This window comes from Lacipirellulaceae bacterium (assembly GCA_040218535.1).
Taxonomy (GTDB): Bacteria; Planctomycetota; Planctomycetia; order Pirellulales; family Lacipirellulaceae; genus Adhaeretor.
In genome coordinates, this window is the sequence record JAVJRG010000005.1 from 1931569 (window position 1) to 1956829 (window position 25261).

18 protein-coding genes and 1 tRNA gene are annotated in these 25261 nt (G+C 55.2%); 6 read left to right on the top strand and 13 right to left on the bottom strand.

The window, feature by feature from the left end; translation table 11 throughout:
- Positions 1-11 precede the first annotated feature (11 nt).
- On the bottom strand, positions 12-2558 hold the full coding sequence (locus RIB44_07890; protein ID MEQ8616500.1) for a DUF5060 domain-containing protein: 2547 nt from the start codon (positions 2556-2558) through the stop codon (positions 12-14).
- 330 nt (positions 2559-2888) lie between these two features.
- Between RIB44_07890 and RIB44_07895 the strand changes: the two genes are divergently transcribed.
- Both RIB44_07895 and RIB44_07900 read left to right on the top strand, forming a co-directional pair.
- Positions 2889-2962: transfer RNA gene (locus tag RIB44_07895), tRNA-Arg, on the top strand.
- 145 nt (positions 2963-3107) lie between these two features.
- Positions 3108-4913, top strand: a complete 1806-nt coding sequence (locus tag RIB44_07900) for an endonuclease (protein MEQ8616501.1) — start codon at positions 3108-3110, stop codon at positions 4911-4913.
- Between the two features lie 17 nt (positions 4914-4930).
- Here RIB44_07900 and RIB44_07905 read toward each other — a convergent pair whose 3' ends face one another.
- Entirely contained in the window at positions 4931-5116 is a 186-nt protein-coding gene (locus tag RIB44_07905; protein ID MEQ8616502.1) for a hypothetical protein, read from the bottom strand.
- A 155-nt stretch (positions 5117-5271) separates the two neighbouring features.
- Entirely contained in the window at positions 5272-6390 is a 1119-nt protein-coding gene (locus tag RIB44_07910; GenBank protein MEQ8616503.1) for an HD domain-containing protein, read from the bottom strand.
- Between the two features lie 353 nt (positions 6391-6743).
- Between RIB44_07910 and RIB44_07915 the strand changes: the two genes are divergently transcribed.
- The 3 genes from RIB44_07915 (at position 6744) to RIB44_07925 (ending at position 8470) form a co-directional block, all read left to right on the top strand.
- Positions 6744-6908 (top strand): hypothetical protein, encoded by a 165-nt coding sequence (locus RIB44_07915; GenBank protein ID MEQ8616504.1) that lies wholly within the window; start codon positions 6744-6746, stop codon positions 6906-6908.
- Positions 6909-6973: 65 nt separating this feature from the next.
- Positions 6974-7948, top strand: coding sequence for a GGDEF domain-containing protein (locus RIB44_07920; GenBank protein MEQ8616505.1), 975 nt, complete (start codon positions 6974-6976; stop codon positions 7946-7948).
- A gap of 198 nt (positions 7949-8146) precedes the next feature.
- Positions 8147-8470, top strand: coding sequence for a hypothetical protein (locus RIB44_07925; protein ID MEQ8616506.1), 324 nt, complete (start codon positions 8147-8149; stop codon positions 8468-8470).
- 105 nt (positions 8471-8575) lie between these two features.
- Here the strand turns inward: RIB44_07925 and RIB44_07930 are convergent, their stop codons facing one another.
- The 9 genes from RIB44_07930 to RIB44_07970 form a co-directional block, all read right to left on the bottom strand.
- Positions 8576-9640 (bottom strand): hypothetical protein, encoded by a 1065-nt coding sequence (locus RIB44_07930; protein ID MEQ8616507.1) that lies wholly within the window; start codon positions 9638-9640, stop codon positions 8576-8578.
- Positions 9641-10030: 390 nt separating this feature from the next.
- On the bottom strand, positions 10031-10639 hold the full coding sequence (locus tag RIB44_07935) for a superoxide dismutase (protein MEQ8616508.1): 609 nt from the start codon (positions 10637-10639) through the stop codon (positions 10031-10033).
- Between the two features lie 206 nt (positions 10640-10845).
- Complete coding sequence (locus RIB44_07940; protein MEQ8616509.1) at positions 10846-11118, bottom strand: hypothetical protein; 273 nt, start codon at positions 11116-11118, stop codon at positions 10846-10848.
- A gap of 102 nt (positions 11119-11220) precedes the next feature.
- Positions 11221-13548 carry a diguanylate cyclase gene (locus RIB44_07945; GenBank protein ID MEQ8616510.1) on the bottom strand — a complete coding sequence of 776 codons (2328 nt, stop codon included), beginning with the start codon at positions 13546-13548 and terminating at the stop codon, positions 11221-11223.
- Positions 13549-13694: 146 nt separating this feature from the next.
- Positions 13695-15260 (bottom strand): glutamate--tRNA ligase, encoded by a 1566-nt coding sequence (gltX, locus tag RIB44_07950; GenBank protein ID MEQ8616511.1) that lies wholly within the window; start codon positions 15258-15260, stop codon positions 13695-13697.
- An 85-nt stretch (positions 15261-15345) separates the two neighbouring features.
- Positions 15346-16458: a hypothetical protein gene (locus RIB44_07955; protein MEQ8616512.1), complete on the bottom strand. Its 1113-nt coding sequence runs from the start codon at positions 16456-16458 to the stop codon at positions 15346-15348.
- A 230-nt stretch (positions 16459-16688) separates the two neighbouring features.
- Positions 16689-19601, bottom strand: coding sequence for a secretin N-terminal domain-containing protein (locus RIB44_07960; GenBank protein ID MEQ8616513.1), 2913 nt, complete (start codon positions 19599-19601; stop codon positions 16689-16691).
- 183 nt (positions 19602-19784) lie between these two features.
- On the bottom strand, positions 19785-20783 hold the full coding sequence (locus RIB44_07965) for an isocitrate/isopropylmalate dehydrogenase family protein (GenBank protein MEQ8616514.1): 999 nt from the start codon (positions 20781-20783) through the stop codon (positions 19785-19787).
- 66 nt (positions 20784-20849) lie between these two features.
- Positions 20850-21296, bottom strand: a complete 447-nt coding sequence (locus tag RIB44_07970; GenBank protein ID MEQ8616515.1) for a hypothetical protein — start codon at positions 21294-21296, stop codon at positions 20850-20852.
- Between the two features lie 565 nt (positions 21297-21861).
- On the opposite strand from RIB44_07970, the gene RIB44_07975 reads away from it, so the two are divergent.
- Entirely contained in the window at positions 21862-22044 is a 183-nt protein-coding gene (locus RIB44_07975; GenBank protein ID MEQ8616516.1) for a CPXCG motif-containing cysteine-rich protein, read from the top strand.
- Between the two features lie 7 nt (positions 22045-22051).
- On the opposite strand, the gene RIB44_07980 is transcribed toward RIB44_07975, so the two are convergent.
- Positions 22052-25210 carry a multidrug efflux RND transporter permease subunit gene (locus tag RIB44_07980; GenBank protein ID MEQ8616517.1) on the bottom strand — a complete coding sequence of 1053 codons (3159 nt, stop codon included), beginning with the start codon at positions 25208-25210 and terminating at the stop codon, positions 22052-22054.
- Positions 25211-25261: the final 51 nt, after the last annotated feature.

Consider the following 25261-nt stretch of genomic DNA (forward strand, 5'->3'; position numbering starts at 1 on the left):
GTGACGAGCAGCTAGTCGTCTACTTTGTGTAGGATCGCTAACCAATCTTCGCCAGGATCGGAAGGAGGCATACTAAGCCTGACCTTCTTGCCCCCAGTAAGTTCTCGTACTTCACCCCTTAGTTGCTTACCATTGCGTGGATCGAACCAATCCAATGTAAACTGGCCTTCATGCTTTGCCAGATCAAGTTCTGTCTCACCCCCATTAGGCAAATAAATGAGATAGAGTTTGCCAGGCTTCGCTAGGCAGTAGCGGCTGTTGTCGTGCTTAGTGTTAGCGACCAAATCATCGTGACAACGCATTTCTTCAATGATCACATCTCGGCTAAAGCTTTTGAAGAAATCGACAGCGATCTTCCCGTACTTCCACGACTGCTCACGGCTACGGAAGTCCTGGCAACCGAGATCGTTCTCAGGCAGCTTGTAGCCGAAGTAATACTCGACCCCCGCTCCACCCGCCATCAAAGTTCCCCAAAGGGTGTGCTTGCGGATGTCGTGCAGATCGTACTCGCGCTGCTTCTCTTTAGCTTTTCCCGAAAAGCCCTTATAGCCGGGATCAGGCGGCACGCCGCCATCGGCAGGACCTTGCTCATCGTTGCACACGACCCACATCTTACCCGCTTTCTTTGACGCTTCGATCCACTGAACGGTGCGGCGATGAGCTTGGTCCCAATGGTTTTGCAGCGAAGCGCCGGTTAACTCTGACTGATCGCCCAATAGCGGGGGATAAACCTTATCCTGTTGATCAGGGTAACTGTGAATGACTACGTGGTGATCGTACGGATCGAGTTCTTTGATGAACGCCGCCATTTCACGTTGCACTCTCGGAGTTTGAGTATTCTCCTCTCCGAGATTCCAATTCAAGGCGAGTTGATAGCCGAATCGAGCGATCAATTCCCGATAGTAGAGCTTTCGCTCGACGCCGAGTTCCCCGCCGTCAAGGGCTGCGGGCGCATGCCCTGGATTACCTGGGTGGCCAACTTTGTGGTCATCGTTCTCAGTCTCTTGCGTCTTGAAGTGCAAGAACAAGCCCTTCGCCTGGGCATGGTCGAAGACGATCTGCCACTGATCGAGCTTCGAACAGTCGTAGTGCAACTTCTCGTCGGGCGAGATCATCGGCCAGACGTTGTCGCCATCGCCGCCGGCGTTGTAAGGAATGAACGAGATGGAATTCACGCCTTGCTCAGCCAGATAATTCAGCGCCCCGATTAGTCCTTTCCCTTTGCCATTTTGCCAGGCTGGGTCGCCGGATTTCCAATCCTGGAGATGAGGCCCCCAGGTTTTTAGTGGCACTTTTTTCTTGCGTGCGATAGTACCGTCGAAATCCTTGTAGGCGAGTAACGTCTCCGGCGAGTCGGCTCCTACTTTGAAGAAATACTGCTTACTTCCCGTGAACTGGAGGCAGCGTTTGCCGACGTATTGAAGGCGGCCTTCTGTCAGAAAGCCTGTTGGGCTCTGCTTGGCTTGGGCAACCATGAAACTACCTCGCTTCCCATCAAAGGGGGAAACCGGGGTTCCGGCGAGCTGAAGCTCGACGGCCACTTGTTTTTCTTTGACGAAGGAAACTATGTAGTTCCATTTGCCTGGTTTGTCGGAGCGGAAGTCGGCTCGCCACTTGGTGCCGGACTCGGATGAAGTCTCCGCTGCGTTTCCATCTGCTGCGAAGTAGCCGGGCACTTCGTAGCTGGGGCTGCCGGATTCGTGGGTGAAGCGTACCGTCATTCGATAGTCGAGGAAGGGATTCGGTTGATGATCTTTTTCGTGGGCATATGGTCCGTCTAGCGTTAGCGAGAGTCGGTGCCATGGAAGGTGGGCGCCCTCAGTTAGTGTGATCTCACCCGTTCCGTCGGCCTTTCTTGGCAGCACGAGTGGCGGCTTGGGTTTGGCGGCTTGCTTTGCTTTCCAGGCGGCGTTGGCCTTCTTGTAGACTTCGTCATAACCCTTTGGCTTGAAGTCGCGGTCGGTGGTCATCAGCCACTTATCGAATTCGAAGCCGTCCTCGCGCATCGAGAAAGACACGGTGTGTTCGCCAGGTTTCTCGATGTTCAGAAAAATCTGGTGAGGCACTCCACAGTGCTGTTTGGCCGTCCGCTGACGGCTTTCCCAGAACCACTGATTCTTGCCGACACACCATTGCATCCGTCGCCCGCTCTCGGGCCACTTTCCATCTAGCCCGACGTGGATGCCGTTGTCTTCGCTCCCGGTCGAGTACGCCCGCACCCAGACGTAATACTTCCCGGGAGTTTTGATGCGGACTTTGTAGTTGAGAACACCTACCTTGCCGGGCTCATTAGAGAAGTTTTCCCCGGGGATCAGTTTCTCACCGTGATTGCGTCGGGTGTCGGGCAAGAGTTCCAGATAGGCTCCGCCGCTGGCTTTTTCCGCATGATTTGGATCACTATCAGAGACTGCCGTGGGGGTCATCTGCTTGTTGGTTAGCTCCCAACGGCGAACCTTGGCGTGCGTTTGCGACTCAAAATTTTCAGCCTCGACTTCGAGGCGACCGTCTTGCTCCTCATGAAGCTCCGCAGCAAGCGATTTATGCTCCAACGAAGCCAAAACCAAGAGAGTTAGGAAGGGACATAAAGATTTCGTGCTAAGAATCACCAACGAGTACCCCACCGGAACGATGAAATCATGAATAGAGCCACCAAGCTACTCAGACTGAGCCGAGTGCCCATGATAGCCAATCGTTTGCGGGTTGCCGACCCTTGGCTTGAAGTTGTCATTTCTTCATGTTTTAGCGCGGAGCAAGCTCAGCGGCGAAACAATGAATGCTGAGGTCCGTGTCATTCGTTGACCCCAAACCCCTCTCGTAAAAATCACCTCTGACTAGAGACCTTTCCCGTAGTGGTTCTCGGCGACTATGATGGTTGAGGTCTTTTTCATGCGCCCGTAGCTTAGCTGGATAGAGCAGCGGACTTCTAATCCGCAGGTCGCAGGTTCGAATCCTGCCGGGCGTGCTTTCCTCGTTTCAGCCGCTCTTCTGGCGGTTTTTGGCAAGTTTTGTACTTTCCGTTGCCGCAGGCGAGACCTGTCCGCGAGTTCTGTCTAAAATGCAGGATTGTCTCAATCTTGTTGGCCCTGGCTTTTTCATTCGAAACTTAGATGCGTCGCAGTCTATCCGTTCTATTAGTCATATGCGGTTCCCTGGGCTGGTTTGCGAGCCCGTCGGCAGCGCAATTCGATCCGCCTGGCAACTACTACAATAGTGCTACCGGCACGGGCTCGACGCTGAAGAATCAGCTCCGCTCAATCATGTCGAGCGGGCACATCGAGCGCTCTTACGGTGACTTTCGTTTCTCAGCCGCGATTACTGATCGTGACCCCAATAACTCTTCTCGGATATTGACCGTTTACGATCGTTCGTCGGTTACGAACCAGTGGAACCCCGGCGGCTCGCTGCCGTGGAATCGCGAGCATGTTTGGCCTCAGAGTCTGCAGCCGGGAAGTGCGAGTAACAGTTCGAGGGGCAACCTAGGGGATCCGCACTCACTTCGCCCGGCGATTCCCTCGATCAATTCCAATCGAGGCAACGACCCTTTCGGCCTCGACAATACAACAGGAAATCACCGCACCAATGGCAGCTATTACTTCCCAGGCGACACTGACAAGGGCGACATCGCTCGCTCTCTGTTCTACTCGGCAACCCGTTACACGGGCCTGACTCTCGTCGAAGGTCAACCTGGCAGTAACCAGATGGGCGATCTTTCATCATTGGTTGCCTACCACTTTCTTGATCCTCCCGATGAATTCGAGCGACGCCGCAACCATGCGATTTATAGTTCGTCATTGAACCCGAGTTACCACACAAATAATCGAAACGCTTACGTTGATCGACCCGAGTACGTCTGGAGTGTATTCGTTGATCAAAGTAATGATAGTCGGATCACGATTGATGCCTTCAACAACGCCAATGGTGCCAGCTCATCCAATGTCAGCTTGGGGCGCGTGCTCACAGGTGCCCCGGTCCCTTCGGATCAAATGGTAACAATCGACAAACTAGGAAACGACGGCACCTACTATGAGGTCACAACTGCGGGTGCCGCGACCAGTACACTTTCGGGCCGGTACAACGCGATGCGGACAGGCGGAACTGATTCAGAGGGTTTTAGTGTGGGGCTCAATACCTCGACCTCCACTGCTGGGCAGCGTAGCGGAACCGTAACGATCAACAATTTGGATGTCACCACGGGGGGCGGGGCAGGGCGGGGTGCAAACGATGGCAACGATGTATTCAACGTCACGCTGGATGTCTTGGACCATGCGACGCCTTCCTTCATGGGCTCAGGCGTTGAAAGCTCTTTGACACTCGACTTTGGTCAGGTTGAACAAGGTACTCCTGTCTCCGAACTTGGTTTCAGCCTCTTCAACTTAGAATCGACGCTCAGTTTTACTGCAGGGCTGGAGCTTGATTCGATTTCCAGCACAGGCGATACGGCTATCCTGACAACCGATCTGACAACCTTTGGCGAAGTTAACGCATTGGAAGCTGGGCAGTCGAGTGATTTTACCGCCTCGATTGATACGAGTTCAGAAGGACTCTTTGGGGCCACTTACACCTTGAACTTCTCTGACGAAGATCTGCCAGGGGGCATGTCCCTTGGGAGTCTGTCGCTTGAATTGGTTGGAGAAGTCGTCGCCGTCGCTGAAAATGCCGACTTCAACGAAAGTGGCTTGGTAGACGCCCTCGACTTGCTCACCTGGCAGGCGGGGTTTGGAAGTGGCGACTCGTTGGCTAATGGGGACGCCAACAGCGATCAATCCGTGAATGGAGATGACCTAGCGATCTGGCAAACACAATACGGCACGGACCCAAGTGCTCCTGCTAGTGTGCAGCAAGTCCCCGAGCCGAGTAGTCTCGGCGTCGCCTTAATCGCCTTGCTGTCCACAATGAGCCTTCGTCGCAAGTAAATAAGCCGCGACCACTGCTAGCTAACAACCGCAAGCAACGCATCGACAAACCATCCGCCTACAGTCGCTGCCGCCCCAGGTCGCCAGAGCAATCCGCCTGGAGGCAACAGAAATAGCGCTGCGGTTAATGAAGTGACAAATTTCGCGGCGATTTTGATCTCATCCCGCTCGATTCGATGAAGATCCTTGGGAGGCACATCCATGCTTCGAGGCTCCAAGTAGCAGAGAGAAAAGGGCAGTTGCTTCAAGAGGTACGCAAGCTCGTGCTGGGTGGTTCGCTCTCGTTGTTAATCGATAGAAAAGAGTTCCTTAATCGCGGTGCAAGCACCGCGGCGAAATGGGTTCCTATTCGCTCAGACTAGCCGCACATGCTTGCTAGCTCGCGGAGGTAATCGAGTGCCTCTTCTAGGGTACTCGTCTCTGCTCCTGGCAATCGTCCCAATCGATCGCATTTTTCCAGCAGCATGAGTTCTTCGAAATCTTCCGCATCTGTAAGTCGGCGACGAGCTCGTTTGCCAATAGTTCCGTCGTAGACTTTGTGAGCTAGCATGTGGTGTTCGACGAGCCAGAGCGTTCGATCGGTCACATGCTCAGAGATTACTTCCATTCCCGCAACGACGTGGTCTTGCGGGTCAATCGATTTGCCGACATCGTGCAGGAGAGCCGCAGTCAGGAACTCCTCATCGTAGGGAAGTTCCTTACAGGCAAGATCGAATACCTGCAGGCTGTGATAAAGCACGTCCCCTTCAGGATGCCATTGAACTGGCTGCTTGACGTTCTCGCAGGGGAGCAGCAAGGCTTCAAACACTTGGAAACGGTCGATGCCTTCCGCCATCTCGGAGACAACTTCCTCCAGGTTGCAGTCGGGATATTCTTGGGAAAGAAACATCCTGAGCTCTGGCAGCGTCGCTCGATCGATCGCCTTGCCCGTGATCGAACTCTTAAACCCGTAGCTAACTTTCTCCGGCGAGTAGACTGTCAATTCAAACGGAAACTGGTGGAACAGATGGACGTGAACGAAAATCTGAACCTCACCCTGCTTGCGGACCTGCTTTCGCTCTACGTCGTAGTGAAAGTTTTCAGCGTCTAGTGCATGAGTAACCGCTTCGACCGTGTGCGAAAAGACGTGCAGGTCGATATCTGACCCATGCCGGACATGCCCCGTTAGTACGCTACCGATCAGCTTGGGCCTGAACGCTTCGAGACGTCGCATCATCTCAAGTGCTGCTAGGCGCATGGCGAAGAGCTTCTCTTCGCGGCTCTCGCGCTCGTAGAGACGAGTGAGCAATTGCACCTGATCGCGAATCTCGGCATTGCTCGGCAAGTCAGCGGGCTTTACCCAGCCTTGGAAGATTCGCCGAGCGGCCTTCATCTTGGCCTGGTAGTACTCAGATTCCTGGCGATCGTAGAGTAACTGAGCTGCCTGCCAGGCAATCTGCCGGCGAAGCTTAGAATTCTGTCCTGAGGTGTTCTTCACTTGCTGGGAGCCGCTGGGGCAGGCGTCTTTCGACCGTCACTCAACTCTTGAAGGACGCTCGTTACGCATTGTTACGGCTACTAGACATGGTACCCGGTTCTGTGCGAACGCTCCAGCGTCTCGCGGTCGTTTTGTGATGATTCTATCGGTTGAACAGCGAACTCATCGAGAGAGAGCACATCCGTCATAATTGGTCTGCCCGCAGAGACAACGAGACAGTCCTTTGCGCCCTATTCTTGTTAAGGAGCGAAATTTGGCGGAGAGCCCAGAGTTTCGCTCTTTTCCGACCGATCGACCGCCATCCCGTTGCTGGACTGATCGGATCCCCGACATTAGGTAGCAGGAATGAGACAATGCAGTACTTTGACATGATCGGTCAATTCATAGGCGACGCCATCTCTGGCGGCTGGTCTTGGGTCACGACGCTCAACCTTGAAGAGTGGTTCATCTTGCTCGGCGTGACTTCCGGCTTTGGCTTTCTTTGCATGCGCGGCTTCAGTAACAAAGACCGCTGCTAAGCGAAGCTTGGTTTCTTGCAATTCTCTCTGCGACTTTGGCCGACGTGCCGCCTTGGGGTAGGACTATGTTTTCACTTCTACGAGACTTGAGTTTCTCTGATGCGTTGCTTGCCGAGGCCGCTGCTTTTGCGGCGATTGCTACGGTTGGCTATCTGTTCGGCAGCAGAACGCGTCGCCAGAAGAAGGCCCACCACGGTCAAGCGGAAGGCTCGCTACATATTGAAGTAAGTCGAGCGAAGCAAATCGCCACCGAACTACAGGATGTTACGCTCAATATTCGTAAGGAACTCGCCAGCCATCATTCCAACATCGCTGACTTTCAGCAGCGGATGAAGCAGTTGCAAAGCGAAGAGAATGAGGAGGCTTGGCAAACCTTGGGTCAGGAAGCAGAAGCCATCTTGGGCCCTACCTTGCGACTCACGACGAATCTCTCACTTGCCTACGATCAGCTACGAAAACAATCGGCCCAGTTGATGACCTTTGCCGGCTCGCGGACCGACGCGGAAACTGGAGTCCATAACCGGCGTGCTTTGCAAGAACAACTCGACGTGCTGTTCTCAATGTTCAACCCCACCGAAGAAAGCAACCAAGGACATTTCGCGCTGGCTTTGTTCAGCATTGAATCACACGACGAGGATTGCGCCGTCGTTCCGTTTGCAAAGATGCTTGCCGAAAGTGTCCGCGGCACGGATTTCGTCGCACGCTATAGTACTGACGAGTTCGCTGTCGTCATGCCGCAGACGACGTTAGCGGGAGGGCTAATCTTCTCGCAACGGTTCCTTGCGAAAGCAGTCGATACACTAGGATCCGATGTCTGGGGTGGCGTTGTCGAGACGATCTCAGTTGACGATTCCGAACGCCTTCTCTCGCGTGCAGATTCCGCGCTATACAGCGCCCGTGCCACCGGTGAATCGTGCTTGTACCAGCACGCCAACGGGATGCTAAGGCGAGCGAACGCTCCTGGGACCGAGTCAACTCTTGACAATGCTCAAAGGAATGAAACTGCTGCGGAAGAGCCATCTGAGGCTGCCACCAGTTGAGCAAGATCGCTTCGGTTTGTTCCGTTTTACGGCTTATCTCGCACCTAATTGACGCAGTTGGCGATAATCGCTTAGGATGCGGGGTGTCAGGCGTTACTTAGCAGCTGGATGGATTCGCTGTCGCTGTACTGACGGTCGGCCGTTGGTAACGCACGATCTTTTCGATAATTCCCGAATCACGTGTCAGGGAGATTTGCCATGCCGTTATTTGAGGTAGAAACAGACAGTCATATTATCATCACGTGGGCCAAGGATAGCGATGATGCTTCGGCAGTTGTCGTCGATGCCTATCCGACTGACACGGTGCTTCGACTCACGAAGCGCCCGCGTGATACCTGGGTGATCTCCAAAGGTGCATTAGGCATCAGCGGCGAACTCGATCCGTGTCATACAGCCCGCGATTGTTTATCGAAGGCAGGCGGCGACAAAATCCACGCCGTTCGTCTTTACATGCACGAAACAGGCGTCGATCTTGAGCAAGCGCGCAAAGTTGTCGAATCCAACATGGTGATGGGCTGGTAACGCTCAAGGGCATTTGCCAGACCGTTATTAACAAACTCACAGAAAAAGGCCTCGCAGATAAGCCATCTGCGAGGCCTTTCCGTTGGATACACTTAAATCGTCTCTCTAGTACCTACTAGTCGAGGGCGTGCTGCTCGTTCCGCCCGCATCATAGGTCGCTTCTGCAGAAGTCCCTGCCCCTGTGGTACTCGTCGACTGAGCCGAAGGACGAGTTGCCACCTGGACGTTCGTGGGGTAACTGCTGGTGCCTCCAGGGCGGTACTCAGCAGTCGCACTTGAAGCAGTGGTCGCTGCGATATTCGTAGGGGTAGTCGCAGCGGGTGTTACTGCAGTTGGTGTTGTCACCGCAGGACTCGTGCTCGCCGCGACAGTTCCACCATAGCGAGGAGCCTCAGAAGGCGCGGCTGTCGTTACCGTATGAGGCGTGGTCGGTGCTTGTGAAGCGACCGTCTGTGCAGGAGCTGTTGTCGTAGCGTAACGACCGCTTGGCTGATAGGCAGGTGGTTCAGCAGCCGTCGTAGCACCAATCACGGCAGTTGCCTTTTCGCCAACCGCTGCGACGGTTGCTGAGGCAGAGTCATGTTTCGTCTGCATCGTGTCTTGGACACTTGTTGTGGCGTTCTGGACAGCATTGGATGCTGCAGTGGCATAGCGATCGTAAGCCGTTGTCGGAGAGGTGCTCGCAGGAGTCGCGGGGCTGCTTGCCGCCACAGATGCTGGCATTACGTTTGGATTGTAAGGACTGCTCACGGTGCCGAGACTGGAATTCTGCTGCTCAGCTGGAGCTGCAGGGGCCGTAGCCGCTGCAACTTGTGAAGCGCTGTAGCTAGGGGCACCCGTCGATGCGTAGGTTCGAGGTGCGGGTGTCACAGCCGGTGTGGTGGTGGCGTTGCTTGCCGGGGACTGAGTGACCATCTCTTGCATGGCGGCAGCCGTGGTAGGAGCTGTCGGCGTGAAAGGTGCGGGCCCGCCCACAAGATCGTCACTAGAAGCGGCTAGCTGACCAGCCTCCTTGGCAACGTCCGAGGGTAGGGTAGGTGCGGAGTGTGACACCACCGAGGTCTCTTCCGCCTTGCCTGACTTCCACCACGCCATCGAGGGCACTGACTTACAGCCGACGAGGCTTGATCCACTGAACAGTATAAGCAATGCAACAGATGTCTTCTTCATGGCTTCCATGCCTAGACTTAGATTGATGTGTTCTGCGCCGATTGCGACGGCTTCCTGCCATCTTGGAGCAACGGGCAATCGGAAATCCTTCTACTTATTTCGCTAGTTCGGCGCCAGCCGGCGTACACATTAGTAAAAGTATTCCGATAGTGCGGGAAATGCCTCCCAACTGATAGCGGCGGAAGAATAGTAAAGCCTGCCGCAAAGCGTCAACCGCACTGTGAAATCGCCTACGCCACAAACCGCTAGCACTACCAGCTGCCACAGCCGATGCTAGCATCCCGCGACAACCACTTTGCAAGACGCCGCGGAGCAAGCAGAAAGTCCCCAGCCAACGCATGTCGGCTGGGGACTCGTCGATTTACCTGATAGCACCAACGCTGTTTGCGACTACGACTTGGCAGCTTGATAGCGCTCGTTCACAGCTTTCCAATCAATGACATTGAAGAAGGCTTCGATGTAGTCAGGGCGCTTATTCTGATACTTGAGGTAGTAAGCGTGCTCCCACACATCGATGCCCAAGATGGGCGTATTCCCTGCCATCAGGGGATTATCCTGATTCGGGGTGCTTTCGACGACTAGCTTGCCTGCACCGTCCACGGAGAGCCAAGCCCAGCCGCTGCCAAATCGCGTTGCTGCGGCCTGGGAGAACTTCTCTTTGAAGTCATCGTAGCCGCCCAGCTCGTTATCGATCGCTTCACCAAGCTCGCCAACAGGCTTGCCACCGCCATCGGGGCTCATGACGCTCCAAAAGAGCGAGTGATTTGCGTGTCCGCCGCCATTGTTGCGGACGGCTCCACGCTTGTCCTCAGGAACCTTGTCGAGATTGCGGCAAAGGTCTTCGATTGAGTGATCCAGACCTGTTCCCTCTAATGCCGCGTTGACTTTCGTGACGTAGCCGGCATGATGCTTGTCATGGTGGATTTCCATGGTTTGGGCATCGATGTGCGGCTCAAGTGCGTCCTTCGCGTAAGGTAGATCGGGGAGTGTATAGGCCATCGCAGAAACTCCTTCAAGATATTGCGTGTGGTTGCATGAGAACGTGCTCCACGTGGGAAACACGCATTCTAGGCGGGCTCGAACGGATCTTACCGGAGCAGTCAAGAATGACCTTGTCCTTCGATTCCTTCCCCGCCGAGTTCATCCAACCTACCGCAATCAAGGAGTGGACGCAATCGGCTCACTCGTACTTCAGCGAGTTCGCTCTATGCCTTGCGAGAGGTGCGAAGCAACTCGCGGAGCCTTGCCTCTTGCTCCTTCAAAGCAGTGAGTTGCTTAGCGAAGTTGCCTAGCAGAGGGCTTGGATCACTGGCTTTCGCGCCAAGTGCCGACACGGATTGCGATTCGTCGATGGGAGCGATGAAGCTCTGGTCTTCAAACGCGGCGTCTACTGTGTTAGGTCCGAGAATAGGGCCATGAGAGGACGGGCGACCCTGCGAGACGCTCTCGCGGGTGCGTTGCGGGGATGGGGCATTCATGGTGGGGCAGGGTGAGTCTAATGACTCGATTAAAGGGTGGGAAGAAACTTAACGTCAACTACTTACTGTTTTCTAAATTCCGTCACGGGACTCGCCCCGCGATCACACAACCGTGGGCTCGAACCGTCGTGGCTCATCCTCTGGTGTGCCGTCATCTTCACGGGCCATCAGGTAAGCCTTCAGACTTTGCATAAGCAGTCGAGCACGCTCGGCAGTTTCCGCTTTCCGGCGGTTGCGTCCCCGCTTGGGGCTAACTTTTACATCGGCGCGAGTTCGCACTTGCTTGCCTTTTCCGAAGCCGGCTCCGTTGGCCTTCTCGAAGTGCTCTTCGGAGAACTCAATCTCGACGATAAACCGAATCTCACGATCACCGTTACGCCGATGGTGTGAGACGGACTCGCTGGTGATTTCCATCTCAACACGATTTTCTTTTGTCTTGAGAACTTTCGCTTGGTGGTCGGAGACGAAGCCGCGCAGCTTCTCGATGGCAATGTCGATGGGCACCATGCTAGTGAGCTTGGTGTCAATCACGGATTTGCCGCGCCTTCTGCCGAAGTTCCACCACCTTTTCTTTTTCTCTGGTTTCTCTTCCATACCATTTCCCAACTGGACGACTTGATTGCGTCCCTGTTCTTTGGCCATGAGTAGCGCTCGATCCGAACGTCGGAGCATGCTTTCGGGGTTATCACCTGCTTGCAATTCAGTAACACCAAAGCTGGCGGTGATTCGCTTGTTGCCTAGCGAAGTGTGCGGCATCTCGGCAAGCTTGCGACGTATCTGATCGGCACGAGCCGCGGCAGTTGCATTACCGCAATCAGCACATAGCACGGCAAACTCTTCACCGCCATAACGAGCAACGAGATCGCCAGAGCGACACATCGACTGCAACAGGTTGGCAACCGTGATGATTGCCTCGTCGCCCGCCTGGTGCCCGTAGGTATCGTTGATGCTCTTGAAGTGGTCGATATCCACCATGATCAGGCTACAAGGCATGCCGGCCTGCTCATGAGCTTCGATGAACAGGGCTTGCATCCGGTCGAACTCCGCCCGGTTCGCCACTTTGGTCATCGGGTCTTTGGTCACTTCAGCGTGGAGTGCTTCGCATTTCTCTTCGAGCGAAGCCTCAGGCTGAGCGTCGTGCAGCATGACCGTGGCACCTTGCAGGGCTCCACCATCGGTGAGAACCGGTACCGCGTGGAGGTCAACGGCCACGTGTTTCCCTTGACGACCGAGCAATTGCAAACGCTGCCTGATCTGAGAACTTGTCTTCACGGCTTGGGCAACAGGGCAAGCATCACCACCAACGCGGCGACCCTCGGCATTGCACATGTCGAGCAAGTCGGGCGTGAAGATTCGTCCTTGCGCGGCTCCGCTACTCACTCCGGTGAGCCGCTCGGCACCCTTGCTCCAAAGTTGAATCCGTAACTGTGCGTCGACGAACATGACGCCGTCGTGCATCGCTTCGATGAGTTTCTGCTCAAACAGCGAGCCCTTCGCAACCGCTTGTGGCTTAGCCGCCACAGGCTGAACAACCATGTCTGCCGGTACGGAAGCTGCCTGACGAAGCTGCCAAGGCATCTCTTGTGGGTGCGTGTTCAGCTCTCCTAGCCATCGAGAAGCGACTTTTTCTGTCAGCAGGTCCTGTCGCTGACCCAAAAGATCAACAAACTGTTTGACCAATACGGGGTCGAATTGCGATCCCGCATTTTCGAACAACTCAGCAATCGCCCGGTCTCGTGACATCGCTTGGCGATAGAGGTGATCGGTCGTCATCGCGTCAAAGGCGTCGACAATGGCAATCATCCGTGCTTCAACGGAAATTTGTTCTCCTGAAAGCGGTAAATCGCCCGATTTGCCATCGAAGGAAGCGGTTGAGTACTTCACCGCGTCGAGAACGCGTTGCGAACTGCAGCAAGCGGCAAGAATTTCGATGCCGCCGCGGCGATGCTCAAGTACAACTTCTGTTTCTTCAGGCGATATACGTGCAGGCTTCAACAGAATACTGTCGGGAACCCCAATCTTGCCAAGATCGTGCATCAATGCGGCAAGCTCGACCACGTCATGGGTTTCAGGATCGAGCTTCTTATAAAATGCCCAAGAACTGCATCCCAACGCCACGCGTAAGCAGTGCGATGCGCTTTGAGGATGCTTATGCCTCAAGGCAGCAAACAGACCACTCGCCATCCCAAGGCGCACCTGGACAAGCTTATTCTCATGGTCGTTTGCCTCGACAGGTTGCTGCGGCTTTGGGGGTGCCGCCAGGCCGCTTTCGGCGGCTGCGTTCTCTAAAGCACTTAGTAGGGAGCTAATCTCAGCAACGCGAGTCTCTGTCGCCTCTTTTCGCGAAGTAACCTCGGGATGAGGAGCGACCGTGGGCGCAGGAGTTTCTGCAGTTGCTGTCGAGTCTGTAGGAGCGGGGGATGAAAGCATGGGGACGTCACGCAGGCAGGGGTTGATCTGCAAAACCGTACGTCACGCGGTGCTAGACAGCAAATTGGCAAGCGAGCAGCGAGAATGAATGCCCACAGAAGTGCCTGAGAAAATCGGCAAGAACGCTCTAACCAGCACAATCCTAACTAGGCGGCCTGTGTGATCGCCCGCTGGATACGCGCCAAACAAGACTCGCGGCCGAGAATCTCCAGTGTCTCAAAAACGCCGAATCCGACGGCTTTGCCCGTCACGGCGACTCGTAAAGCGTGAATGATCTGGCCAATCTTGATCCCTTCGCTCTCGACGAAGTCCTTTAATGTCTTGTCGAGATTCTCAGCAGTGAAATCTTCGACGCCCTCGAGTACTCCTGCAAACTTCGTGAGCAGGCGGACCGCTTCCTCAGGTTTTACAATGCGTTTTTGGAAGGCTTTCTCTTCGTACTCAAGTTGGTCGTCCGGGGTAAAGAAATCACCATAGTCGAGAATATCACCACCAACTTTCACTCGGTCTCCTGCGGCGGAAAGGATGGCACTCACCTTGGGACCGGTCGAGCAGTCGGGCGGGGTTTCGACAAGCTTCGCTTGTTGGAGGAACCCAACGCACTGAGCGGTTTTCTTTTTCAAGTCGTATTGCTGCATGGCCCGATCTTGAAACGCCATGAGCTTCTGTGGATCGAAGCTCGCCGGTGCTTTGTTGACGCGGTCCAATGAGAAAAGTTCGACCATCTCCTCGACCGTGAACTCTTCCCGCTCACCATCGAGCGACCATCCCAAAAGCAGCAGATAGTTCAACACCGCCTCAGGCAAAAAGCCGATCTGCTCGTAGAAGTCGACAATCACAGGATTGAAAGTTTCCGCAGCAGTCGGCAGTCCCAGCCGTTCGGCAATCGCTTGGCCATGCTTGTTGAGCGCGGCAAAGTCACGGTTCTTGAGGTACTTGTCCAGCTTCCGCTTGCTGAGTTTATTCTTGCTGCCGGGTTCCGCGACGAACGGAAGATGCGCGAACTGCGGAAGCTCATAGCCCAAACTCTGTGCGATGAACACCTGGCGCGGCGTGTTCGACAGGTGCTCTTCGGCCCGGATTACGTGGCTGATTTGCATGAGTGAGTCATCGACGACGGTCGCCAAATGATACAAGCAAGAACCATCAGCGCGTTGGATAACATGGTCTTGCTCGCGGGACCAATCAAAGCGAACCTCGCCACGAATCAGATCGTCGATAACGAGTGTGCCCTCGCGGGGCATTTTGAGACGCACAACTCCCTGCCGGCCCTCAGCTTCGAACGCAGAGACCTGCTCTGGAGTCTCAGCCATCCATTTTCGACTGTAAGTAAAGGCTTCGCCAGATTGCTGAGCCGCTTCACGTTCGTCTTGTATTTCCTCAGTGGTCGCGAAATCACGATAGGCGTGTCCTGCGTCGAGCAGTTTCTGAGCAGCGTCTGAGTAGAGATCGCTTCGTTGCGATTGATAATAGGGGCCGTACTGGCCACCAACTTCGGGGCCTTCGTCCCAATCAAGTCCCAGCCAGCGAAAACCGTTCAAGATGGGCTCGAGCGCTTCCTCGACGTTGCGTTGCTGGTCCGTATCGTCGACCCGCAATAAAAACTGCCCGCCGTTTTGCCTGGCGAACAACCAATTGAACAGGGCTGTGCGAACCCCCCCGATGTGCAGAAAACCAGTAGGGCTAGGGGCAAAACGCGTACGTACACTCATCCAAGAACACCAATGAAAGTAGGCAGTCAAAACTACCAACTTAAGCTGCCGCCGTTCGCGCGGAAAGGGCTCGAGCTTGCTGGTCTTAAGCAGCCCGGCGGTTTGCCTTCTGCTTTCTCAGACGCTTTCGTTCCGCTTTTGAGAGTTTCCGCGGACGCTCGTCTTCGTAGGTTTCCGGCTCGCTGCCATCGACCCATTGGCTTGCGCTTGACTCTTCTTTCTTGGCGGCAGGCTTGGATTTCTCTTTCGCCTTGCGTCCTTGATTAGCGCTGGCTGCCTTGGTTTCGGAGAGCTTGATCGTCTCAGGTTCTACTTCGCTTGCCGCCTCAGCCGGCGCGGATTCCTTCGACTTTCTGATTGGTGCTTCGATCAAACCTTGAACATCCAGGACCACGTGCCTTGAGAAGAGTGCTGTTGCCCCAAAGGCGAAGATGTGACCCGTCGCGGCCAGAACTGCCGAGATAGCAACGCTCCACTCGGCTAACACGCTGGGCATCCAGCTGAGAGCAACAGCGAAGTTGGCAACGTAGCACGCGACCGCAGTGATGCCTGCCAGGAACGCTAAGCGTGATTCACGCATCTCTAGCAGTACGCGAACACCGATCCACGACCCGAAGAGTACCGTAGGAATGATCCACCATTCAGCACCACTCGCTGTGAAGGACCAGCCGGTCAAGCTCGCCAGCGAATCAGCCGCCATGCTGTTGATTCCCACTACGGCGTTGAAACTCATTAGCACCGTCGCCGCGGCAGCCCACCACCAAACACGGTAGCGGCCGCGATCGTCGTCTACCCGATGCCGTCGCAGCATGTAGACGATGCGAAGGTAGAACGTTGTTAGCAGGAGCAGCGCAGCTGAAAGCCAAGACACAACTCCGCCACTGACTTGCTGCGTGAGTTGGGTAGCGGAAATCGCCGGCAACTTGCTCGCTACGAGTTCCGACTTTTGAATCAGAAAGGCAGCCCCGACAGTAACGCCTACGAGCAACGTCAAAACTAGCATGACGCTTCGACGCTGCCGTGGAACGTAATCGGTGACTTGGGGGTGGTTCTCGATATTCGCCTGAGCGCCGTAGCGTGGCGTCTCTACAGCATCATCCGCGGAAGAACTAGAAGTAGCCAAGTTGCTACTTTGAGAACGCGTTTCGTCGGTGAGCACTCGGCGACGACGGTCGCCCCGTGATCTGCTGCTAGCCATTCGTTTCCATCCCTTGAAACTCGATTGCTCGTCGCCCGCCTGCGTTCGCAGGTAGCTAATAGGTACGAGCAGAGAAGTTGCCGCCTGTCGTCTTCCTGACGACTCTTCTTATCGATTCGGCATTTTTAGCGGTGCGGCGATACTAGCAGAATGAGGTAGGGGTTGTTCGGGTCTGGCAAAATAGGCAAGGAAAGCTCATGGGCAATAGCAATCGAGCATTGGCTTGGCAGCTAGTTGTTCTTCTTGCCCTTATCACCGTCCTGCTGACCATTTTTGTTGTCCTGCTTGTTCCCCTTGCCTTGGTCGCGGCTTCCCGGCGGCTTGTTGCCAGCCCAGGGTTGGCCAAGCGCGGCGGTCAGCGCCTTCTGCAGTTTCTCTGACGGGATGGCTCCGCGGACTTCGTGCACTTGCACAACAGTTGTCGGCTTGGCCTTTTCATCGAGTTGCTTGACAATCGTCACCACCGTGTCAAACATCTGCTCCTGCGCGGAAATGATCAGCGTGTTGGAGATTTCGTCGACGCCAATCGAAAGTGCTCCTTCAAAGGCCATTTTCACGGGGGCTGACTTTTTATTCTTGCTGTCACCATCACCGCCCCCGCCAAAAAAGCGATAATAGGTTTCGGTCCGCGTCTTCCCGCCACCTTCTTTGCCTTGGAACTCCTTGTCCTTGGAGCTGAGCAGATCACGAAAAACGTCTTTGATCGAGTTGGCAATGTCCGTCGCGTTAGAATACTTGATTGGAATCGCCTCCGTCCGACGGGCAGAGACCGAGTCCTCGCCAACTGGTCGATCGTAGATCTTCATCAACTCGTCAATCGTTGCGAGCTGAGCTGGGCTGGCGTTCTGCACGACGATTGTGTTGGTATCAATATCCCAAATGAACCGCAATAAGCGTTTCTTACCGAGTGTCGCTGGGCCCATGTTCTTGTCGCGTGTCCCCGCGTAATCGCCCCAATAGTCGTAGCGAGTCTCTTTCTGGCCTTTCAGCTCCTCATCAAAGTACTCTTCCAAGTTGATGACGACGAGACTCGCCCTGGAGTTTTCCAGTTGATAAACCTTGAAATCCTGCGCAGGCGGTTCAAGTTGCTCCAAGAGGTCTTCAAGGCGATCAAGGGCTGCCAAGTCTTCAGAGGCGATGACAAGCCGCCCATCCGGGGTCACGGTAATGCGGACCGGCTCTGCTTCTTCGGAGGGCTGTATTTCCTGGAGCTGAACAAAGCTAGCCCGTACTCGTCGAGAATCGTCCGTGAGTTTGTCACGTTTTTGCTCTTTCGGCTTAGATTTCGATTCTTGCTTTGGAGCCTCCGATTCGGGTTTGGAGGGCAAGCCTTGAATCTGCAGAGGGTTCTTTCCGCTCCAGGCATTCTGGAGGCGTTCTAACATTCGCGCAGTTTCCTCGGGGGTACGAGACTCAAGCACACGCACTTTGTTCGGGTTGCCTGCCTCAGGATTGGTGAGGGCACCGATCTCTTCCAGGAGTGTTTTCACTTCGTCATGCTCATCCTGCGTCGCCCAGAGCAAAAGGCGATTGTTCTCGATGTCGGCCTGAATGCGCATCTCACCCTGATCTGCTTCCTCGTCATCGCCCCCGTAGCCGTAGTACCCGAAATAGCTGTAGCGACTGCGCCGGCTGTTGTTGCTTTTCTTCTCTTCACCGACCATTAACGCGCGAATGGTTCCCGCAACTTGATCAGCGGCGACCCGTCGATTGAGCCAAATCACATGGCCTGAGCGTCCGCTGCCATCGAGACGATCGATGAGTTTTCGTATTTTCGCGTGATCGCTGGCGGTTGCCGTCGCGAAGATGGTGCGCGTTTTCTTGTCACTCTGAAGTTGCGTCAACGGGTGCAAACCGCCGATTTCCTTCAGCGCCGTGATAATAGAATCCGTACTCGCCGTTGCGGTTTGGTACTTCTCAAACGTCAGATCGTTCCCGGACACCACCTCTCCGCCGTCATCGGGGACATCCACTTGATCAATCGTCCGTTGAATAACGTCCAACGTGGCCGGATCGGCATTCACAAGGATCGAATTCCGTCGCTGGTTGACAACCAAGTGAACCTCTGGGCCGTCTGATTTCAACATTTTTGAAACCTTATTGGGGTCCTTCTTCATCATCTGTGCGTAAAGCTGCATCCGTTGCTGTTCGATCTGCAATTCCTGTGGCGTCTTACGTGACGCCGGATCAAGCCCAAGGACAATCATCACCTGATCAGCGACATAATCCGCCCGGCGGTGCTTGATCATGAACTGCACCGGGCGGATGTCTTCCTTAATGGCCGCTTGCTGGGCATAGATCAGATCGCGGACATTACGTAGGTTCGCTACAGTGTCGATAACATGCAGCCTCTTCGTGGCCAGCAACGGCTGAATCTTGGCATTCGTGCTAGTGAGAATTTTCACATCGTTGGCAGCCTGCTCAGGCTCCATATTCTTGGGTAGCTCGAACCGTACACGGACAATATCGTGCGGAAGATGATCTTCGAGATCGTCGGCTTCAACACGAGGAATCAAGCTCGGGTCGAGCTTCGCCACTTCGACAGCGGTCATCGTGTCGCCAGAAACAACGATTGTGTAGCCGTGGAGCAGCAGATGCTTATTTAGCAGATCACGCGTTTCATTGAGCTTATACTTACGCTGCGTCGTGAGGTTGAGAAAGCCTTCGGGGAGCTTTGTCCAGTTGAAGCTCAGACCTGAGACGTCTGCGTACCACTGCAACACGTCCGGCCAAGGTTGACCTTTGAAGCTGAATTGCACGTAACCATCCTTGTCCGGGGTGACTTTTAGCTCATCGCGATCTGCATCCTTCGATGGCTTGTTAGGTCGAGAGACGGTCCCAGAAGACTCTTCCTCTTTTTTGCCCTCATCCTTTTTCTCTTTGCTTTTGTCATCAGGTTTTTTCTCTTCATCCTTGGGCTTGTTCTGCTCTTGTGCGTTCGCTTGTGCCTTAGCCGCCTGTTGAGCCGCATACTTGGCTTTCATCTCTTCGATTTGTTCAGGCGAAGGTCGCCCACCCCGTCTTCCAACAGGCTGGGCCACGCTCACACTGCTTGAGAGCAAGCTTACGGCGAGTACGCAAAACGCAAAGCGAACAGAAAACACCGAACCAAGGCGTGTCTGAGAGGATTGAGATTTCGGCATCGAAGAACTCGATTTACGTGTCAGAACCAAAGACTGGTAAGCAACTTATGACCAGCAATCTATTATAGACAGCAAACTGGTTCTGGCACAAAACGATTGACCAAAGGAGGGTCTTCCGAGGAGGTCGTAGCGCCTCGTGCTTCGGCTGATATTCACGCGAAAAAAGAGAGACTTTTCTTATAACTACAGTTGTTCAATCACCGCAGCCACATATTCAGCCGTATTCGCCTTCCCGCCCAAATCGCCGGTGATTGCTTTTCCTTCTAGAATAACAGCAGCGACGGCCTTCTCGATTCGCTCGGCAGCTTCTTTTTCCCCGAGATAACGCAGCATGAGAACTCCGCTCAGCACCAAAGCCGTAGGATTAGCAATACCTTTCCCCGCGATATCTGGGGCTGTGCCGTGAACGGCCTCGAACACCGCGACCCCGTCCCCGATGTTGGCACTCGGCGTGACACCTAGCCCTCCGACGAGGCCGCTGGAAAGGTCGGAGAGAATATCTCCGAACAAGTTCTCCATCACCAGTACGTCGAACGCCTGAGGGTTTCGCACCATCTGCATTGCCGCGGCGTCGACGATCCAGTCGTCGAATTCGATCTCCGGAAACTCTTTGGACACCACTTGGCAAGACTCCAAAAACAAGCCATCGCTCAGTTTGAGAATGTTCGCCTTGTGCACGCAGGTCACACGCTTGCGATCTTGCCGTTGGGCCGTCTCGAAAGCGAATCGGGCAATCCGCTCGGATGCCTTTCGCGTAATGATGCGGAGACTCTCGACCACTCCGTCGACGACTTCATGCTCAAGCCCGCTGTAAAGTCCTTCAGTGTTTTCGCGGATGACGATTAGATCGACATCTTCGTAACGACTCGGGATGCCAGGCATTGTCTTGGCAGGACGATAGTTGGCGAACAATTCTAACTGCTGCCGGAGCGCAACGTTGACGCTACGGAAGCCCTTTCCCTTGGCCGTTGCCGTGGGGCCTTTCAAAGTCGCTTCGGCTTGTCGAACTCCTTCAAGCGTCGCCTCGGGTAACGGGTCGCCCAATTCCTCGTGCGCGGTACGCCCCGCCGCAAGTTCAGTCCACTCGGCCTGCACGCCAGCCGCTTCGATGATTTCGATAGCCGCGGCAACCACTTCGGGGCCGATACCATCACCGGGGATTTTTGCGAGCTGTCGTGTCATGCGTGAGCTTCCGATTCGATTTATTGCGCTTAGTCGTTTCGAGATGTGGCCCTACTAGCCGGCGAGCTACGCCTCGCCCGGTCGAGCATCGAACGGCACGGTCAAAGCACAGGCCCCGCCGGCGGTGACGGAAACGGCCAAGAACCCGTCCTCGATCGAGACGAACTCGAAGACCGCTGACAGATAGGGGAACAGCTCGGGAATCCTCCGGGATGCGTCCGCCCAAGAGACGGCCGTCCCAAAGACGGTTGTCATCGGCTGGTCATCTGATTGCTGAGCTTTCTCCGTAGCGATCGCATCCTCGACAACGGACTCGCCCAGCCAACCACCGACGATTTGCTTGCCGATCTCATCTTCACAATCGATCAGGATGAAAACAGGGCGGACAATTCCCTGCTCCAAGGCGGCATCGTACTCCGCAAATGCGAGGGCGAGGCTGTCTTCAAGCAAATCTTGCTGGGCATCCGTGGCGGCCTGGTCAGCAGCTTGGTCCGTCGGGGGTTGATCGCTCATGCGCATCAACGTAGCAGAAGCGCGAGATCGCACAACCGACGTTCGTAGTTCCGCCTTCAGGCGGCTAGGAATTACCTGATCTCGTAACCTTAGAGCCGCCTAGAGGCGGAACTACGAACTAAAAAAGAAGCAGCCCGATCACTCAAGTTGAGCAATCGGGCTGCTGTCGTAGGGTTGCTTTGAGTGCAGGCGTCGGAAGCTGAAGCGTCCTCAGCGGGCGCTCGAAAGCAGGTGGTGGCTGTCACCGTGGACAACCCGCCGGAGGTCAACGGTTTGCACCACCTCTTTGGCTATGATTGATAGAATTCAATTGACCACCTCCTTCCGTAAAACATTGTTGCGGCGGCCTGTGACGCAGCCAAGCGTCTCAAGCGGCCCGATAGCCCGTCGTGTTGCGTTCACACGACCCGTAGCAGCATTATAGTCACCGGCGAGCCGAAAACGGCAAGAGCGATCTGGCGATTTTCTGGGAAAATTGCTGCAGCACACTGAATAGACCGTGGACCAGAGGACTAGGTTCACAGTTCGTCTTGAAATATCCAATCCTCAGGCCGAAAACGCACCCATGCAACCCGAAGCCTCCTACACCTGCGACAGTTGCGGCGAGGAAATCGTCGTCCCCATCGACATTACCGCTGGGACGGAGCAGGAATACGTTGAAGACTGCCCCGTCTGTTGTTGCCCGAATGTGATTCGCGTTTCATTGGACGAAGAGGGTAGGGCGGAGGCATCTGGGGAGCTGGAATGATTCTCTTTCAGCACCGAGCATCGGGCGTATTCGCCGGGTTGTCCTTTGCAAACTTCCGCAACACCACGTAAAAGATCGGCGTAAAGAATAGCCCGAAGATCGTCACGCCGAGCATTCCTGAGAAAACGGCGGTGCCCAGCGCGCGGCGCATTTCTGAGCCCGCCCCCGTGGCAATCAACAGGGGAATCACGCCTAGCACGAACGAGAGCGCGGTCATCAGAATGGGCCGTAGTCTCAGACGGCACGCTTCGATGGCGGCCTCGAAGCGGTTCTTTCCTTTTTCTTCCTCCGCCTTGGCGAACTCAACGATCAGAATCGCGTTCTTGCAGGCGAGGCCCACTAGAACAACGAAGCCGATCTGCGTAAGGATGTTGTTATCCATGCCGCGGAACCAAACGCCCGCGATCGCGCAGAGCAAACACATGGGGACGATCAGAATCACAGCCAGCGGCAACAGCCAGCTTTCGTACTGAGCGCTAAGAGCTAGAAAAACGAACAGCACGCAAAGCGGGAAGATGAAAATCGCCGTGTTGCCGGCGGCTTTTTGTTGATAAGCCAAGTCGGTCCATTCGAAGTCGTATCCAGGCGGGAGGATCTCTTCGGCGAGGCGTTCCATGCGGGCAATTGCGTCGCCGCTACTTGTGCCGGGGAGGGTATCGCCGTTGATATCGGCCGCAGGGTAAAGGTTGTAGCGAACAACGCGGTCGGGGGCCGTCGTGGTGCGGATATTCACGAGCGATCCTAGGGGAACCACCGCGCCTGAGTTGCTTCGGGTGCGGAGCTTGGCGATGTCACCCGGATCGTCACGGAACTCGGGCTCCGCCTGGGCAGTAACACGATAAGTCCTTCCGAGATAGTTAAAATCGTTCACGTAGGTCGAACCGAGATACACTTGCAGCGCGTCGAAGACGTTACCAATCGGCACGTCCATCATGCGGACCTTCGTGCGGTCGACATCGGCGTAGATCTGCGGGGTGTCCGCGCGGAAGGTTGAAAACACCTGCACGAGACCGGGCTCTTGGTTGGCGGCCATAAACAAGTTGAAAGCTGCCTGCTGCAGTTCCCGCGGCGTGCCGCCAGCGCGGTCCTCAACCTGCATTTTGAAACCGCCCCCGGTACCAATGCCGCGCACCGGCGGGGGAGCGATCACAAAGATCTGCGCTTCTTGCAACTTGCTGAGGCGTCCACGCAGGTCGTTGAGAATTGTATCGATCGTCATCCCCGACTCGCGATCTTCATAATCAGCCAACGGCGTGAAGACGGCGGCGGCGTTGGAGTTGTTCGTTCGCGTCGCACCCGAGAAGCCTGCAAAGGCAACCGCGTGCGTGATGCCTGGCGTTTCGAGAGCGATTTCCTTCACCTTCTGCGTGACTTCGTCAGTTCGGCTGAGCGAAGCACCATCGGGCAACTGAATCGCCACGATGAGGTACCCCTGATCCTGTGGCGGAATGAAGCCGGTAGGGACGCGTGTAAAGCCGAACCAAGTCAGCACGAGCAGCCCGCCGTAAACCAGCAGCGCGATGAAACTCACACGCAAGAGCTTGCAAATGAATTCGCCATAAATCTTGTTGATGACATCGAAGACCTTGTTGAAGGTCTTGAAGAACCAACCGAGCAGCTTGTCGCTGAGTTTATCGAGCAAATTCTTCTTCGCCCCCGGCGGCTTGAGCAGCAATGCGCACAACGCCGGACTGAGCGTGAGGGAAACGAGCGTGGAGATTGCGGTCGAGATGGCAATCGTCACGGCGAATTGCCGATAGAATTGTCCACTAATCCCGGAGATGAATGCCGTCGGCACGAACACAGCGATCAACACGAGCGTCGTAGCGATCAGCGCTGAAGAAACCTCGTCCATCGCTTGGTGAGTCGCTTTGCGCGGATCGAGCCCTTCGTCCTCCATCAGACGCTCAACATTCTCGACCACGACAATCGCGTCATCCACCACGATGCCAATTGCCAGAACGAGCCCGAATAGGGACAGCATGTTCAGAGAAAAGCCCATCACCAGCAGAAGCGCAAACGTACCAATCAACGAGACGGGAATCGCCACCACAGGGATGATTGTCGAGCGCCAATTCTGCAAGAAGATGAACACCGTCAGCACAACCAGTGCGCCCGCTTGCAGCAACGTGACGAACACTTCGTCGATCGAGTCGCTGACGAACTGCGTGGGGTTATAGACGATTTCGTGCCCAAGCCCGGCGGGGAAGTCCTCGCTGAGTTCTTCCATCGCCTCGATCACGTTATTGGCCGTTTCGAGACCGTTGGACCCGGGGCGTTGAAAAACCACCATCGCGACGGCTGGTTGACCGTCGAGGTAGCTATTTACGCTGTAATCACGAGCACCCAGTTCAACACGGGCGACATCCGACACACGGACCAGCCGTCCGTTTTCACCCGACTTGACGACGATCTGCTCAAATTCTTTCGGTGTGCGCAGTCGTCCCTTGGTGCTGACCATCAATTGGGAAGCACCGTCATTCTCAAGTGGAGGTTGCCCAATCACGCCCGCGGCAACTTGAATGTTCTGACTCCGCAGTGCGGCAACAACATCCCCGGCGGTCAGATTCAGCGAGGCGATCCGCTCCATGTCGAGCCAAATTCGCATGCTGTATTCACGCCCCCCAAAAATCTGCAAGTCGCCCACGCCATCTAGGCGTGCTAAGCGATCACGAATCTGCAGATAGGCGTAGTTGCTAATATAGAGTTGATCGCGGCTATCGTCGGGTGAGAGCAAATGCACCACCAACAGCAAGTCCGGCGAGCTCTTGGTGGTCGTCACGCCGATCCGACGCACTTCTTCCGGCAGACGTGGTTCCGCCACTGCCACGCGGTTCTGCACAAGCACCTGAGCCTTGTCGAGGTCGGACCCAAGCTTAAATGTAATCGTCAGCTGCATCGAGCCATCGCCGGTACTCTGCGATTCCATGTAGAGCATGTCTTCGACGCCGTTGATCTCTTGCTCTAGCGGCGTTGCGACCGTGCGAGCAATCGTCTCCGGGGTCGCACCAGGATAAGCCGTTCGCACCACAACCGTGGGAAGGGCAACTTCCGGATACTGAGCGACCGGCAACTGGAAGTAGGCGAGCGAACCGACCAGCACAATGACGATCGACACCACCGTGGCGAAGATTGGTCGGTCAATGAAGAAGTGTGGAAGTTTCATGAGTTCGTAGTTCCGCTCTTAGGCGGCGGTGTAGTTCATTTCTGCTAATAG